12 protein-coding genes and 1 tRNA gene are annotated in these 15,240 nt (G+C 67.0%); 6 read left to right on the top strand and 7 right to left on the bottom strand.

The genetic code is table 11. The features are described from left to right. The first annotated feature begins 16 nt into the window (after positions 1-16). Together atpD and atpC are read left to right on the top strand one after the other, a co-directional pair. A complete protein-coding gene (gene atpD / locus SX243_02605) occupies positions 17-1,459 on the top strand; it encodes a F0F1 ATP synthase subunit beta (protein ID MDY7091839.1) in 1,443 nt (480 codons plus the stop codon). A gap of 58 nt (positions 1,460-1,517) precedes the next feature. Next, the gene (atpC, locus tag SX243_02600) at positions 1,518-1,919 is read left to right on the top strand and encodes an ATP synthase F1 subunit epsilon (protein MDY7091838.1); all 402 of its coding nucleotides are present in this window, start codon (positions 1,518-1,520) and stop codon (positions 1,917-1,919) included. Positions 1,920-2,063: 144 nt separating this feature from the next. On the opposite strand, the gene SX243_02595 is transcribed toward atpC, so the two are convergent. From SX243_02595 to SX243_02575, 5 genes are all read right to left on the bottom strand, one after another. Beyond that, positions 2,064-4,067 carry a cation:proton antiporter gene (locus SX243_02595; protein MDY7091837.1) on the bottom strand — a complete coding sequence of 668 codons (2,004 nt, stop codon included), beginning with the start codon at positions 4,065-4,067 and terminating at the stop codon, positions 2,064-2,066. A gap of 114 nt (positions 4,068-4,181) precedes the next feature. Next, positions 4,182-4,694, bottom strand: coding sequence for an Rrf2 family transcriptional regulator (locus tag SX243_02590; protein MDY7091836.1), 513 nt, complete (start codon positions 4,692-4,694; stop codon positions 4,182-4,184). Between the two features lie 52 nt (positions 4,695-4,746). Beyond that, positions 4,747-6,081, bottom strand: a complete 1,335-nt coding sequence (locus SX243_02585; protein ID MDY7091835.1) for a right-handed parallel beta-helix repeat-containing protein — start codon at positions 6,079-6,081, stop codon at positions 4,747-4,749. Between the two features lie 152 nt (positions 6,082-6,233). Continuing rightward, positions 6,234-6,307: transfer RNA gene (locus tag SX243_02580), tRNA-Gln, on the bottom strand. A gap of 36 nt (positions 6,308-6,343) precedes the next feature. Continuing rightward, the gene (locus SX243_02575) at positions 6,344-7,195 is read right to left on the bottom strand and encodes a methyltransferase domain-containing protein (GenBank protein MDY7091834.1); all 852 of its coding nucleotides are present in this window, start codon (positions 7,193-7,195) and stop codon (positions 6,344-6,346) included. Between the two features lie 199 nt (positions 7,196-7,394). Between SX243_02575 and SX243_02570 the strand changes: the two genes are divergently transcribed. Genes SX243_02570 through SX243_02560 form a run of 3 tightly spaced genes read left to right on the top strand, consistent with a single transcriptional unit; the run spans position 7,395 to position 11,382 of the window. Continuing rightward, complete coding sequence (locus tag SX243_02570; protein MDY7091833.1) at positions 7,395-9,227, top strand: GGDEF domain-containing protein; 1,833 nt, start codon at positions 7,395-7,397, stop codon at positions 9,225-9,227. A 56-nt stretch (positions 9,228-9,283) separates the two neighbouring features. Further along, positions 9,284-10,123 (top strand): hypothetical protein, encoded by an 840-nt coding sequence (locus SX243_02565; GenBank protein ID MDY7091832.1) that lies wholly within the window; start codon positions 9,284-9,286, stop codon positions 10,121-10,123. Next, positions 10,120-11,382 carry an aminotransferase class V-fold PLP-dependent enzyme gene (locus SX243_02560; GenBank protein ID MDY7091831.1) on the top strand — a complete coding sequence of 421 codons (1,263 nt, stop codon included), beginning with the start codon at positions 10,120-10,122 and terminating at the stop codon, positions 11,380-11,382. Before SX243_02565 ends, SX243_02560 begins: the two co-directional genes overlap by 4 nt. A 3-nt stretch (positions 11,383-11,385) precedes the next feature. Here SX243_02560 and SX243_02555 read toward each other — a convergent pair whose 3' ends face one another. Then, the gene (locus SX243_02555) at positions 11,386-12,837 is read right to left on the bottom strand and encodes a TrkH family potassium uptake protein (protein MDY7091830.1); all 1,452 of its coding nucleotides are present in this window, start codon (positions 12,835-12,837) and stop codon (positions 11,386-11,388) included. 48 nt (positions 12,838-12,885) lie between these two features. Next, positions 12,886-14,244 carry a Trk system potassium transporter TrkA gene (trkA, locus tag SX243_02550; GenBank protein ID MDY7091829.1) on the bottom strand — a complete coding sequence of 453 codons (1,359 nt, stop codon included), beginning with the start codon at positions 14,242-14,244 and terminating at the stop codon, positions 12,886-12,888. A 264-nt stretch (positions 14,245-14,508) separates the two neighbouring features. Between trkA and SX243_02545 the strand changes: the two genes are divergently transcribed. Then, complete coding sequence (locus SX243_02545; protein ID MDY7091828.1) at positions 14,509-15,168, top strand: carboxypeptidase regulatory-like domain-containing protein; 660 nt, start codon at positions 14,509-14,511, stop codon at positions 15,166-15,168. Positions 15,169-15,240 lie beyond the last annotated feature (72 nt).

The raw sequence follows: 15,240 nt of genomic DNA, 5'->3' as shown, positions 1-15,240 counted from the left end.
GATAGGAATCGATCCCATGCCAGAGACCAATATCGGCACAGTGACTCAGGTCATCGGCTCCACGCTGGACGCCCAGTTCCCCGAGGACCGCATGCCCGAGATCTACAACGCCCTCAAGGTGCCCGTGCAGCGCACGGTGCTCGGCGAGACCACCACCGAAACCCTGTGGTGCGAGGTGGCTCAGCACCTGGGCGGCGGCCGCGTTCGCGCGGTGGCCCTGGGTTCCACCGACGGCTTGCCCCGCGGCGCCCGGATCGAGGACACCGGAGAGCCGGTGACCGTTCCGGTGGGCGACGAGACCCTCGGCCGCGTTTTCAACATGGTGGGCGAGCCCATCGACGACCGCGGCCCGGTGGGCGCCGAGGAGCGCCGCCCCATCCACCGCGAGGCGCCGGGGCTGGAGGATATCTCCGCCAAGACCGAGCTCTTCGAGACCGGCATCAAGGTCATCGATCTACTCTGCCCGCTGGTGCGTGGTGGCAAGGCAGGCCTCTTCGGTGGTGCCGGCGTCGGCAAGACCGTGATCATTCAGGAGCTCATCGCCCGTCTGGCCCGTTTCCACAGTGGCTACTCCTGCTTCGCCGGCGTCGGCGAGCGGACCCGTGAGGGCAATGACCTGTGGCTCGAGATGCAGGAAGCGAAGATCGGCGACACCGGCAAGTCCGTCAGTGACCAGACCGTGATGGTCTTCGGTCAGATGAACGAGCCGCCGGGGGCCCGTCTGCGCGTGGCGCTGTCGGCGCTGACCATGGCGGAGCACTTCCGCGATCAGACCGGCTCTGACACCTTGCTCTTCGTGGACAACATTTTCCGCTTCTCCCAGGCCGGCTCCGAGGTGTCCGCGCTGCTCGGCCGCATGCCGTCGGCGGTGGGCTACCAGCCGACCCTGGGCACTGAGATGGGTGAGCTCCAGGAGCGCATCACCTCCACCAAAGCCGGTGCGGTGACCAGTATCCAGGCGATTTACGTGCCCGCCGACGACTACACCGACCCGGCGCCGGCTAGCGCTTTCACCCACCTCGACAGCACGGTGAACCTGGAGCGCTCGATCTCCGAGAAGGGCATCTACCCCGCGGTGGACCCCCTGGCCTCGAGCTCCCGCATCGTCGCCCCCGAGTACCTCGGTGAGCGCCACTACAAGGTGGCCCGGCAGGTGCAGCAGATCCTGCAGCGTTACAAGGACTTGCAGGACATCATCGCCATTCTCGGTGTGGACGAGCTGTCCGAGGACGACAAGGTCATCGTGGCCCGGGCGCGGCGCATCGAGCGCTTCCTGTCCCAGGCCTTCTTTGTCGCCGAGCAGTTCACCGGCTTCCCTGGCGTCTACGTCAAGCGCGAGGACACCATCCGCTCCTTCGAGGAGCTGTGTAGCGGCAAGTGGGATCACCTGCCGGAAGGTGCCTTCATGTACGTCGGAACCATCGAGGACGCCGCCAAGCGCGCCGAGGAGATGCAATAAGTCACGATCTCTCCGCTCCCTCCTTGCGGGGGCTCGTGGAGAGCAGTGAGGCCCGGACATGACCAAATCGAAGACCCTTCACTGTAGCGTCGTGACCCCGGAAGGCTCCGTCTTCGACGGGCCTTCGGTGAACGTCGTCTTCCCCGCCTTCGACGGCGAGATGGGAATCCTCCCCAACCATGCCCCTCTGCTCACCAAGCTGGGGGCCGGCGAGCTGCGGGTCGTCGAAGCTGGGGGTGAGGTTCGCCGCTGGTTTGTCGACGGTGGCTTTGCCCAGGTGGTAGAGAACCGCCTGACCGTGCTGACCGAGCAGAGCTGTCCTGTGGAAGAGCTCGACCGCGCCGAGGCGCGGGTGGCGATGGAGAACGCCCAGGCTATGCCCGGCGGCAATCCGGCCAATGTGGAAGCGCGGGAGAAGGCCATGCGCAGCGCCCGCGCTCAGCTGAGGTTGACCTCCTAGCTCCCGCCGCCCCACCCACTGCCGGAATCAACAAGACCGCGCCGACTTCTCGTCGAGCGCGGTCTTTGTTGTTGGGACCTCTCTTGGTGGAGAGGCCCAGTCCTGACGGAGAGCTTTAGCGGGTCCGGCCGTCGCCAGCCTTCACTAAGCGCCGTCCTTCCGCTCCGGCTCTTCCTCCGAAGCCCCCTCCGAAGACTCTTCGGCCTGCGCTGTTCCGGAGGGCTTCTCCTTGCCGGAGCTCTCCTCGCCGGAGCCTTTGTCGTTGGGCTCCTGGTCGTTGGGCTCCGCGGCCTCGGCCTGCTCGGCCTCGGCTCGCTCCTCCGCTGCGGCCTCCTCCTCCAGCTCTGCCAGCAGCCCCTTGAGGCGCTCCTTCACCGGACCGTCCGAGACCAGCAGCGCGATGCGGTCGATGGACTGTTCGTCCTTCAGGTCCACCCGGAAGATCACGTTGTCCCCCCGCCAGCCGGCGAGGAGCAGAACCTGATTGGGGAACTCGTCCAACAAGTCTTCCACCAGTGCCGCGACCCGCTGCTCTTCATAGGGCAGCTCGATGCGCTCAGCGGTGCCGTTTTCCAGCCGCCGGATCCACGCCGGGACCTTGATATCCCGCAGGGCGAGCAGATCCAACCAGGCGCGGGAGCGTCGTCCCAGCTCGTCCGGCGGCCGCTGTAGAGCCACCACCGGGTGCTCGATACCGAATTCGTGGTGTACCAGCTCCGCCACCAGCAGGTTGAGCTCGTCGTTGGTGGTGGCGGCGATGACGATGGAGTCTCGTTCGACCCCGGCCTGCTCGTAGGTGCCGGCGTCCCGGGCGTCGCCCCGCACGGTCTCCATCTCCTTGCGCCGGAAGCGCTCCAGCCGCCAGGAAACCGAGTCCACCACCACCGTGGTGCGCCCGGTTTCCTGCATGAGCTCCGCGATGGTTTCGGCTAGCGGGTTGGCTCCCACCACCACCGCCCGCCGGCGGGAGGCGTCCTGCTTGTAGCCCAGGGCCACCGGCAGCACCAGGGACATCACCGTCGCCCAGGCGCCGGTGCCCAGGATGGCCATGTAGACCAACCCTTCCAGCAGTGAGCCGCCGTCGATGTTGGCGGCGTCCAGCTGGCGGGCGGCCAACGAGGCCACGGCGGCGGCGACGATACCGCGGGGGGCGGTCATGGCCAGGAAGCTTCGTTCCTTGAGGCCCAGCTGCCAGGGCATCACCGACAGGAAGACCGAAGCAGGCCGCACCAGGAAGATCAGCCCGGCGGTGACCAGCAGGCCGGCGCCGCCGAGGTTGATCATCTCTTCCAGATCCAGCTGACCGGAGAGCAGGATGAAGAGAACCGAGATCAGCAGCGTGGTGAGCTGACCCTTGAATGCCTTCAGTGGCCCGAGATCCGGGACCTTGGCGGCGGAAAGAGTAAAGCCCATGACCACCGCCGCCAGGATGCCGCTCTGGTGTGCCTGGCCTTCGGAGATCATGTACACCATCATCAGCAGCGCCAGGATCACCAGATTGCTGAGCTCGGCGTCGAAGAGCCGGCTGCGGGCCACCGTCCGCCCGGCGGCGCCGCCGACGAAGCCCAGGATGCAGCCGGTGGCGGTGACCTTGAGCACCTGGATGCCAATGCCCGAGGGGGCCATGCCCTGGAGCTCGATCCACTGCAGCACCAGGTACGCCAGCAGGGCTCCGATGGCGTCGATGATCAGACCCTCGGAGTGCAGGATGGTCTTCACCGACTGGGGAGCGATGGTGTGGCGCAGCAGGGGGGCGATGACCGTCGGACCGGTGACGGTGACGATGGCTCCGAAAAGAATCGCCGTCGGCCACGGCATGCCGACAACAGAGTGGGCCAGCCAGGCGGACAGCCCGCCGGTGATGGCAACGCCGAAGCTCAGCAGATTGCGCACCGCGCCGCCGACCTTGCGCAGGCGCTCCAGGTCGATGGATAGCCCGCCCTCGAAGAGGATGATGGCGACCCCGAGGTGGATCAGCGGCTCGAGGGTGTCTCCCAAGGCTCCCGGATAGAACCAGCTCAGGCCGGACGGGCCACAGAGCATGCCCAGCAGCAGCAGCGGCAGGATCGCCGGCAGCTTGAGGCGCGAGGCCACGGCCTGGGCCAGGATGCCCAAGGAAATGGCGATGACGACGGTTTGCAGAATCATGGGATGGTCGCGTCCTTGCCTGTCTCAGATAGCGGAAGGGCCTGGGCCCGGGGATCAGAAACTCTGAAAGCTCTAAAGATTCGGGGTTGGGGGGCTGCTAGCTCTTCGTGCCGGTCAGCCGCGGAGAATGGGCAGTCGTTCTTCTTCCTGCGCCTCTTCCCCCGCCCCCTCCGGCGGTAGATCCTGGGGGACGCAGATGTCGCGGGCCAAGATCTCCTCCTGGCGGGTCACCAGGTCCTCGAGAGAGGTTCCCACCAGAATCCCCTCCACGGCCCGTTTGACGTCGAGGAAGACCTCGCGCAGAACGCAGTGCTCGGTGCCCACGTCGATGGTGCACGGCAAGGCCAGGATCTGATCGACAGAAGTCAGCTGCCCTTCCAGTACCAGCAGGATGTCCCGCAAATTGATCTCGCCTGCCCCTCGACCCAGGCTGTGGCCGCCTTGAGGGCCGCGGTGGGAGACCACCAGGCCGTCCTTGGCCAGCAGTGCCAGGATCTGCCGCAGGTACGGCTCCGGGATTCCTTGGTGACGAGCAATCTCATGGCTGGTCACCGGCTGATCCGGCGCATGAGCTGCTAGGTATAGCATCGCGCGGATGCCGTATTCACCCTTCGTCGAGATCTTCATGTGGCCGAAAGATTACCATATGGGTCTTCTTTTGGCGGACTGTGCACCGCCCTCAGGTTCTGCCGGAAAGGCCCGCCTGGCGCCTGGCGCGAGCGGCTCCCAGGGCGCCCAGGCCGGCCGCCAGCGCCAAGAGACCCCAGACCTCAAGCGCGGGTACCTCGACGCTATCCGGTTGCCGCTCCACTGCACCGATATCGATCCTCGGAGTGCCGTCCAGATCTCCGTCAACGACCCGAGGCTGGCCGTAGAAATCGGTACCGCTGACGCCGAGAGGGTCGGCCAGGCCGGCGTCCACCAGCGGCGATGCAGGTAGAGGAGAAAAGTCGCTTCTCAGCATCGGCGGTGCCATCAGGTTTCCCGTTGAGCTGGGCTGCTCCTCGCAGTCCCCCGCCACGATGGGTGCGCCCTCCGCGTGAAGGATGTTGTGGATCAGCTCGGGAAGAATTTGGAGCACGCTGCCGCAATGGATCAGGGATGTTCCTGAGCCTGCGGCCAGGACGTTGTTGACCCAGCGAGTGTGATCCACCCGGCCCCCGATGGCGAAGGCCGAGCCGCTGCCAGCCCGATTGTCGATCAGGGTGTTGTTGGTCATCGTCGCCTGTACGGGTCCCGCAGTCCAGTACAGGGCGCCGCCGGAGACCGCCTCATTGCCGACGAAGATGTTCTGGGTGATCAAGGTAGTGGTCGAGTTCACCAGAGCGAGTGCGCCCCCCGAGCCACCGTCGGCGAAATTCTCCACGAAGAGATTCTTCTCGATCAGCGAGTCTTGGCCGATGTTGAGCTTGACCGCCGCCCCCTCGGAGCCTGCGCCGGTGCGGTTGCCGCGGAACTCGTTGCCCACGATCTCCACGACTGCGCCGAAGCTCCGCACGCCGGCTCCACCGGCTCCCGGGCCGGTGCAGAGATTCTCGTTGTCGAGGATGCGGTTGTCCTCGAAGCGGGGGTACCCGGAGCCTTCCACCCGAGCGCCCGCTCCGATGCAGGCTTGGTTGTCGCGGATGATGTTGCCGCGAATCGTAGGGCCTGCGTTGATGTACAGGCCGCCCCCGTCGCCCTCGCCGATGGCGCCGGTGAGAGTGAAGCCTTCGAGCAAGGCCGTCCGCGTCTCGCCGCTGGCGATGGTCACGATGGGGCCTTCGCCGCTGATTTGAAGCACTGTGACTGCCGGACCGTCCGTCGCCACCACCTCGACATCCTTGCCGAGAAAATCGATGGGGCCGGAGTAAATCCCTGGACGAACGCTCACCCGGTCGCCGCTGTTCGCCGCATCGATGGCGGCCTGCACCGTGGCGAAATCATCCGGCACCACCAGCGTCGCCGCCTCGACATGTGTGCCCAGGAGAGCTATTCCCAGACCGAGCGCTGCCGCTACCCATTGCTTTTTCATTATCGCAGATCCTCAAGAGAAGGGGCGTGGATCGGGTGGTCCCAACCGGGGTGGTCTTTGGGCGAAAGCTCTTTCTGCCAGGACCGTGCACCGAAAGAAGGTGCGATCACTCAGAAAGTATCAGGCGGTGACGCGAAGCGAGGGAGGGGGATTGGTTGGGACGCAGGGATTCGAACCCCGATTCTACGGTCCAGAGCCGCATGTCCTACCATTGAACGACGTCCCAATCGGTCGCCAAGGTTACAAAACGGGCTGGGAGACGTCAAGATCCGGCGTCGTCGGAGGCGCTGGGCAGTTCTTGAGCGCTGCTCCCTGGCCGCAGGATCAGGCTGAAGCGGAACGGAAACCGATGGCGGAGCTCGACGAGGGGCTCTGAATCCTCGATGAGAGCGCGCACCTGCTCCGGGCTCCAAGCGCTGGCGGCGGAGAGGTGGCCGTCGGTGGTGGCGACGGGGCCGGCGCCCCCGAGGCGCAGGCCGATGCCGATGAGGCGGCGTAGCCATCGGGAGGCCCGCAGGTCCACCACCGCGGCGCCGGTGCGGGCGACGCGGCGCATCTCGTCCAGGATGCGGCGGTTGGTGGCGGAGCCAAAATGGTGGAAGAAGAGAGTCGAGAGGGACCAGTCCACGGACCCGTCGGCGAAGGGTAGGGCGTCGGCGGAGGCCACCACTCGGAAGTGCCGGCGATGGGGTTGCTCGGGATGAGCCCGGCGTCCGGCCAGCAGATGGCGGAGCTTGGAGTCGAGGCCTATGACCTGTACGTTCATCCCTGCGGCGCGCGCCTTGTCGGCGAGGACCTGGACTACGTCGCCGCTGCCGGTGCCGACGTCGAGGAGGCGGATGGGAGCTGCGGTGCCCTCCCCGGACGTTTCGCTGCGCCGTCGCCAGGTTTCCCGCAACCGCGGGAGCAGAGTCCGAATCACGGGGCCGTAGCCCAGCAGCCGGCGGTTGACCCGTGCCAGGTCGGCGAGGGCTTGCTCGCTTTCCTCCAGCGTCAGGTCGTCGCCGTCCATCAGCTCCGGCGGCGGGTCCTCCCGCCGGTGCTTGTCTATCCTGGGGCGAAGACTGCCCTGAGCGGGTCGCTGGGGTTGCGGCTTGGAGCTTGAGTTGGGCATGAAAAGAATCGCTGGAGGGCCGTCCGATGGAGCGGTCGATGGCATAATACCCCCGACCTCTCCCATGGGCCTCTACGGTCTTATCGAGCTTCCCACGGCACCGCCGCGAGCAGCTGCCTCGCCGCGGTGCGATCGAAGCCCGCCCCGTACGCCATGAGCTCCTCGTGCCTGCGACCACGAACCAAGATCACTGACGCCGATGAACCAAGCGACTCCAGCTCCGGCCCCCCGCGAGCGCGAAGCGGTGCCGGTGCGCCGGCGGCCCCGATCCCCCCGCGGCGGCCAGCGGGAGCTGGTGGCGACCCTGGTGCCGGTGGGCGGTGCGGTGCTGGCGTTGCTGCTCCTGGCCCGCTGGGGTTCGCTCATCCCGGGCTTCGTGGCTTCTCAAGAGGTCATCGGCTGGTCCGACTGGCTCCTTCTCACCCTGGCCTGCCTCGTCTGTCTGCTGCACCGCCCGTTCTCCAGCTCTTCCCTGGGATTGGGGGCCTTGGTGGTTCCGGCGGCGCTGCTGGAACTGGGGGGAGCGGGGGCGGGAGCGATGGTGGCGGCGGCGGCGCTGCTGGCGGATCTGATTCGCCGCAAGCTGCGCAAGCACTCGCCCATCATCGGTCCCGAACGTCGTCGCCTGGTGCGCTCCCTGGAGAATGCCGGGGCGCTGGTGCTGGCGGTGCTCTTCGCGGCGGTGGCCGGCGCCTTGGCGCTGCCCAATGCTCTGGAAGCGCCCGGGGGCGCGGAAGGGGCGAATCCCTTGCGCCGGCTGGTGGTGGCCGGGGCGGTCTACGGCTTGGCGTTGCTGGCGGTGCAGGCCGCGGACAAGAAGCTTCGCCGGCCTCACCAGCCGGTTCCTTGGGGAGCGCTGCTCAAACCCCAGCTCTTCGATCTGCCGGCGTGGGCGGCGGGGGTGGCGCTGGCGCTGGTGGTCCAGTCCATCGGCTGGCCGGTGGCGGCCTGGCTGCTAGGAGCCTTTGCCCTGCTCTCCCTGGAGATCGCTCGTCACGCTCTGCGCCACGGGATTTCGGAGCAGCGCATCGGTGACCTGGAACGCCTCAGCCGCGCCAGCCGCCGTATCGCCGGTGACGGCCGCGAGCAGGGCCTGGTGTCGGTGGCGGAGCGCATCCGTATCGAGTGCACCAACGTCATCCACTTCCAGTGGTTCCAATTCGAGCTGCTGCAGCGAGACAGCCAGTACAGCAGCTGGTGGGCGGGGCCGGATCGGCGGCTCTACGAAGGGCAGCCGGAACCACCGCCGGTGCCGCCGCCGCTACCGGGGATCCACAAACGTGCCGCCTGGCGGCGTCTGGAGCGCTCGCTGGAGACCGAGGACCAGCTCCTGGGCCGCCTGACCCTGTGGTGTGACCCGCGGCAGCTGGAGAACGATTCCGTCACCCTCCTCGACACTCTCCTGCCCCAGATGGTGGCGTCCCTCCAGCGAGCGGTGCTCGACCGCGAGGCCAAGGAGGATCCCCTCACCGGGCTGGCGGTGCGGCGGGTCCTGGAGGATCGCCTGCTCAAGTCCCACCGCCGTTGCCTCCAGGAGGGCTCCACCATGGCGGTGGTGATGTGTGACCTCGACCATTTCAAGTCCATCAACGACACCTACGGCCATGCCGCCGGTGACCAGGCCCTCATCGCCACTGCCGCCCTGCTCAAGGAAGCGGTGGGAGAGGGGCAGCTGGCGGCGCGCTACGGCGGCGAGGAGTTCACCCTGCTGCTGGAATACACCGACGGCGACGAGGCCCTACAGCTGGCGGAGAGCATCCGGCGCCAGGTCGAAGCTCTGGAGGTAGTGTGGGAGGGGGAGCGGCTGCCTTTGACCATCAGCCTCGGCATCGCGGTCTTTCCGGACCTCCACGCCAAGACGCCGGAGGATCTCGTGGAGCTGGCGGACGAGGCGCTCTACGAGGCCAAGGACCACGGGCGCAACCGTTGCTTGTTGCACCTCGGGCGTGGTCGCTTCCGCACCGTCGACGGTGATACGGTCACCGGCGCCGGCGACAGCGCCCCGGCGAAGCCGCCGCAGCTCTTTGCCTGAGCGGCTCTCCCTCCAAGCGGCTCACCCACTTCTTCATCCCTTAGCGAGCGCACTCCATGGCACGCAAAATCGAGAGCGGAACCTTTCTCAGTCGGGCCATCGAGATGCTCGGCGACGACTTTCCGGTGATCTTGGGCCTGTCCCTGCTCGTCTGGTCCCCGCGTCTGGTGCTGGCGGTGGTCGCCCCCGGACTGGGCTTCGGCGGTGGAGCTGCGGGGCCGGAAGGCCCGGTCGGCGGGGCCGCCGCGGATGTCGGCACCGGCACCTTCTTTGGTTTTCTGCTGACGCTGGCGGCGGCGGTTCTGCTGACCCAGATCCAAACCGCGGTGCTGACCTGGCGCATTGTGCTGCGGGAAGAGTCCGAAGCTGGTGGAGGCCGGCTGTGGAGCGTGCTTCCGGCGGCTTTCGGCACCGCTGTGGTGGTGGCCGTGCTCACCGCCTTCGGCTTTGGCTTCTTCCTGATCCCCGGCTGGGTGGTGATGAGCGCCTTCTTCGTCGCCCTGCCGGCGCAGGTCCTCCAGCGGCTCTCCGTCAGCGAGGCGCTGCGCACCAGCGTTCGCCTCACCGACGGCCACAAGTTGCCCCTGTTCATTCTGGTGCTGATGCTCACGGTGGTGGAGCGACTGCTGGGCATCGGCATCCAATGGGCGGGGCTGCCGGCGCTGCTGGCCACCTTGGGAGCTGTGCTGGTGGCGACCCTGCAAGCGCTGTTGGCCATCGCGGCGTATCAGGAGCTCTCTCGGCTGGCCGCGGGAGAGCCCGCGCGGCCCGAGCCCCAGCCGCCCCCACGCAAGCCTCGCGGTGCCAAGGCCGCCGTGCCGCCGTCGGCGGTCGTTGCAAAGCCTGAGCACGATGAGCCTTCGGCCGGTCCAACTACAGAAGACGAGGAGCGGTGAGCAGTCCGGATCCTGAGCTGGCGGGTTCTGAGCTGGCGGGGAACTGGACCCTCCAGCCGGGGCTGAGCTTCCTCAACCACGGCTCCTTCGGCGCCTGCCCGCGGCCGGTGTTGGATCTTCAGCAGCAACTGCGGGCGGAGCTCGAAGAGCAGCCGGTGGAGTTCTTCGTGCGCCGCCTCCCGGACCGCCTCGACGCTGCCCGAGAGCGGCTGGCGGACTTCCTGGGCGCCGACCCGGAGGACTTGGTGGTAGTGCCCAATGCCACTGCCGGGGTCAACACGGTGCTGCGTTCGCTGCTCGCCGCCTCCGCTTCTGAGCCCACCTGGGAGGCCGGCGACGAGCTGCTCACCACCGACCACGCCTACAACGCTTGCCGCAACGCTCTGGAGTTTGTCGCCCGGGGCGCGGGGGCGCGGGTGAGGGTGGCGACGGTGCCGTTTCCCCTCGAAGATCCCCAGCAAGTGGTCGATACAGTGCTGGGCGCGGTGACCGAGCGGACTCGCCTGGTGTTGCTGGACCACATCACCAGCCCCACGGGCCTGGTCTTTCCCCTCGAGCAGCTGGTGCGGGCCCTCGACGCCCGGGGCATCGACACGTTGGTGGACGGAGCCCACGCTCCGGGCATGCTCGATCTAGATCTCGACGCCCTCGGGGCCGCCTACTACACCGGCAATTGCCACAAATGGCCGTGCGCGCCCAAGGGGGCGGCGTTCCTGCACGTGCGCCGGGATCGCCAAGATGGCATCGAGCCGCTCTCCATCAGCCACGGCGCCAACGTCCGGCGAGCGGGCCGCAGCCGTTTCCACGACGCTTTCGACTGGACCGGCACCGACGATCCGACGGCTTTCCTCTGCGTGCCCAAGGCCCTGGAGACGGTGGCGGCGCTGGTGCCCGGGGGCTGGCCCGAGGTGCGGCGGCGCAACCGCGAGCTGGCTCTCGCCGCTCGTCGTCATCTGTGCGCCGCCCTGGAGGTCGGAGAGCCAAGCCCGGAGTCCATGATCGGGTCGCTGGCGGCGGTGCCGCTGCCGGATCGGCCCCAGGAGGAAGCTTCTGCCGGTGCCCTCTACACCAGTGCGCTGCAGCAAAAGCTCCTACAGGAGCACCACATCGAGGTGCCCATCGTGCCCTGGCCGGCACCGCCGCACCGCCTGGTGCGCATCTCGGCCCAGCTCTACAACACGGAAGAGCAATACCGGCACTTGGCCCGGGCGTTGGTGGAGGAGCTTTCTGAGGAGGCGGGGTCGGTGGAGGGGCGGTAGGCCTCACCCACGCCAGAAGCGCAGGTTGAACAGTGCTGCGATGGCGTAGACCTCCAGCCGTCCGATCCACATCAGCAGCACCATCAGCAGCTTGGCCCAGCCGCTGAAAAAGGCGAAATTCTCCACCGGCCCGACCCGCTCCAGTCCGGGACCCACGTTGCCCAGGGTGGCGATGGCGGCGGTGGCGGCGGTGAGGGGGCTGTGGCCGTCAAAGGTGAGCAGCAGGCTGCCCAGACCCCAGGCGGAGAGAAAGAGGATGAAGAAGCCGGCGACGCTGCGCACCACCGGGTCCGGTACCGCCTTTCCGCCGACGAAGACCGCTACCACGGTGTTGGGGCTGAACATGTAGCGCACCTCCCGCATGGCGGATTTGAGGCCGATGACCATGCGCATCACCTTCATCGAGCCGGAGGTGGAGCCGGCACAGCCGCCGACGAACATCAGCACCACCAGCAGCATGCGCGAGAGATGAGGCCATTGCTCGAAATCGGCGGTGGCGAAGCCGGTGGTGGTGGTGATGGACGCGACCTGGAAGGCCGCGTGGAGGGCGGTGCCGGGGACGTCTTCGGAGGCTCCGGAGGCGAGGATATTCCACGTGATGAGCACCGAGGCGCCGGCGAGGATGAGCAGATAGAGGCGTAGCTCCGCATCCCGCAGCAGGCTCCAGCCGGCGCCGCGGGTGAGCCCGAAGTAGAGTGAGAAATTGGCGCCGGCGGCCACCATGAAGACGATGATGATGATCACCACCCAGGGCCGGTCCCAATAGCCGGCGACGGATTCGTTGAGCGGCGAGAAGCCGCCGGTGGAGAGGGTCGAGAAGGTGTGGGTGAGGGCGTCGTAGAGGCTCAGGCCGGCGAGCCACAGGAGCAGTGTCTCGGCGAGAGTGAAGACCAGATAGATGCGCCAGAGCACGGCGGCGGTGTCGCGGATGCGCGGGGAAAGGGCCTCCGCCGTCGGTCCCGGTACCTCCAGCTTGTAGAGGAAGCGCGCGCCGGGGCCGAGCTCCGGCAGCAAGGCCAGGAAGAGGACGATGATGCCCATCCCGCCGAGCCATTGGGTGAAGCTGCGCCAAAAGAGGATGCCGCGGTCCTGGCTGGCGATGTCCGTGAGCACCGTGGCGCCGGTGGTGGTGAAGCCGGAAGCGGATTCGAAGAGGGCGTCCACCGGCGACGGAATGGCTGCTGAGAGCATGTAGGGCAGGGCCCCCAGGGCCGACGCCACCACCCAGCCACCGACCACGATGAGCACCCCCTCGCGGCGGTAGAGCTCGCCGGCGCCGCGGCCCAGAAAGGCCAGCAAGCCCGCCGTCAGCGCCGTGACCAGCATCGACAGCAGGAAGGCCATGGCGCTCTGGTACTCGCCGTAGAGCAGGCTGCACAGCAGGGGAAGCAGCTCCGCCACCGCCAACACCAAGAGCAGGCGACCGAGGAAGCGCAGCACTGGACGAATCTTCATGGGCGGATCTTCATGGGCGGGTCTTCGTGGGCGAATCTCAAGCGGAGCTCAACGCTGGTCGCGGCCCGGGAAGAGCAGCTGCACCGTCCCCAGCTCTTCCTTGCGGACGAAGAGGATCACCGTGTCCCCGACCTCCAGCCGGTCCTTGCCGTGGGGTACGAAGACTTTGGTGCCGCGCACCACGGCGCCGACGATGAGCCCTCGAGGCGGGCTGATCTCCGCCAGTGTCACCCCCGCCGCCGGGCTCGCCGGGTGCAGTCGCCGTTCCACCACCTGGGCTGCGCCGCGGCGCAACGAGACCAGATTGGGGTTGTAATCGTTGTCGATGTACTCGTGGATGCGCTCGTTGGCCAGGGCTCGGGGAGAGAGGACTTTGAGCAAGCCCAGGCGCCGCCAAAGGTGGGAGGTTTCCGCCCGATGCACCAAGGCGATGACCTGAGGAATGCCCAGCTCCTGGGCCAGCAAATTGGCCATCAGGTTGGTCTCGTCGTGACCCGAGAGGGCGACGAAGAATTGCGCCCGGTCGATGCGCTCCGCCTTGAGCAGGGCGAGATCCGTGGCGTCTCCCTGGAGCACCTCGATCTTGGGGAACTGAGCCGCCAGCTCCTGCGCCCGCTTGCGGTCCTTCTCGATGATTCGCAGGTCGACGTTGAGGACGCTGAGGGATTGGGCCACCAGCACGCTGATGGGGCTGCCGCCGGCGAGGACCACGCTGCCGATCCTCTCCGGCTGGGCTGTGACCATGCGCTCAAAGCGGGAGATGGTTTCCGTCTCGCCGACGATGAGGGCCTTGTCCCCGGGTTGGGCACGGTCGTCGCCGGAGGGGATGATCAGCTCGTCACCGCGGTACAGGGCCACTACCAGGCTCGCCTCCGGTAGCTCCACCTCCTTGAGCGGCTTCTGAGTCAGGGCGGAGTTCTCGTCCAGGCTGATCTTGCGCAGCTGCACCTTGCCGCCGGCGAAATACTCCACCGCCATGGTGCTGTGACCGCGGACGCGGTTGAGGATGCGGGTGGTGGCCAGCAGCTGGGTCGAGAGCAGCAGGTCGATGTCGAAGACATCTTCATAGAGCTTGCGGTGGCCGACCTCGTGGGCGGCGGTCTCCACCCGGGTGGCGCAGCGCTTGGCGCCCAGGCGCTTGGCCAGCAGGGAGGCGGCGAGATTGGCTTCCTCCCGGGAGGACACCGCCATGAAGAGGTCGCAGTGCTCCACCTCCGCGGCCTCCAGCACCTGGACCTCGGCGCCGTTGCCGGGCACCACCCGCACGTCCAGGTTCTCCTCCACCCGATCGCAGGTTTCGGAGTCGAGCTCGATGACCGAGACGTTGTGGCCTTCCTGGGACAGGGATTGGGCGAGCTGGAAGCCCACCTGGCCGGCCCCCATCACCACGTATCTCTTGCGCTCCATGTCTGCTGCCTCTGGTTGCTGAGAAAGCCCTTCTGCTCGGGGGCTGAGTCGTCAAAAGTCTCATAAGCCCTGGACCATGGCAAGTATGAGTCGGCCTTCTCCGTCCACCGCAGGATTTCTCGTCGGACAGAGTAAGTGCAGACTGGACTTGTGAGTTCTCGAAAGCTAAGCTCTGGGGCACATTTCTGGGCTATGACATCACGCGGCGACTTTGGTGGCCCTGACCGCGGGGGCCGGTATGCAAACCCATTGTATGGAGGCACTATGCGAAACCAACGATTCTTGGCGGTAGCGTTCCTCGCTCTGCTGATCTCCGCACCCGCTTTGCTCGCTCAAGGCTTTGGCAGATTGGACGGGCGAGTGGCGAAGGCGGACGGCAAAGGGGTCGGGGGAGTTACCGTGGTCATCGATGAGCTGGGACGGGTGGAGCTCACCGATCAACAAGGAGCGTTTTCCTTTGATCGCGTGGCTGCCGGGACCTACACGGTGACCTTTACCCTCGGTGAGGACTCCATGGTGAAACCTGACGTCAAGGTGGACGCCGGGGCAACCACCACCCTCGACGAAGAGGTGGATTGGTCCATCAGCTTCCTGGAGACCATCACCGTCTACTCCGCCTCCCGGCGCGCCGAGCGCATCGTCGAGGCGCCGGCGGCGGTGACCACCATTCCCCAGGAGACCATTCAGCGGGAGGCGGCCCACGGTCAGCTGCCCAAGTTGCTGGAGAACTCCCCCGGCGCCGAGGCTACCCAGAGCGGCGTCTACGACTTCAACTTCAACGCCCGTGGCTTCAATAGCTCGCTCAACCGGCGCATCCTGGTGCTCATCGACGGCCGCGATCCCTCCTCGCCCTTCCTCGGCTCTCAGGAGTGGTCCACCCGCCAGTTGCATAAGGAACCCATTCGAATCGGCGTAAACTACTGAACAGGAGACACTTCCGCTTCAGTTCCGCTTATCGCCCAACCTCACTCCCGGTGAGGTTAGCTGACTGCGTAG

It is taken from the genome of Acidobacteriota bacterium (assembly GCA_034211275.1).
Classification (GTDB): Bacteria; Acidobacteriota; Thermoanaerobaculia; order Multivoradales; family JAHZIX01; genus JAGQSE01.
This window is presented reverse-complemented; position numbering and strand designations above follow the sequence as displayed.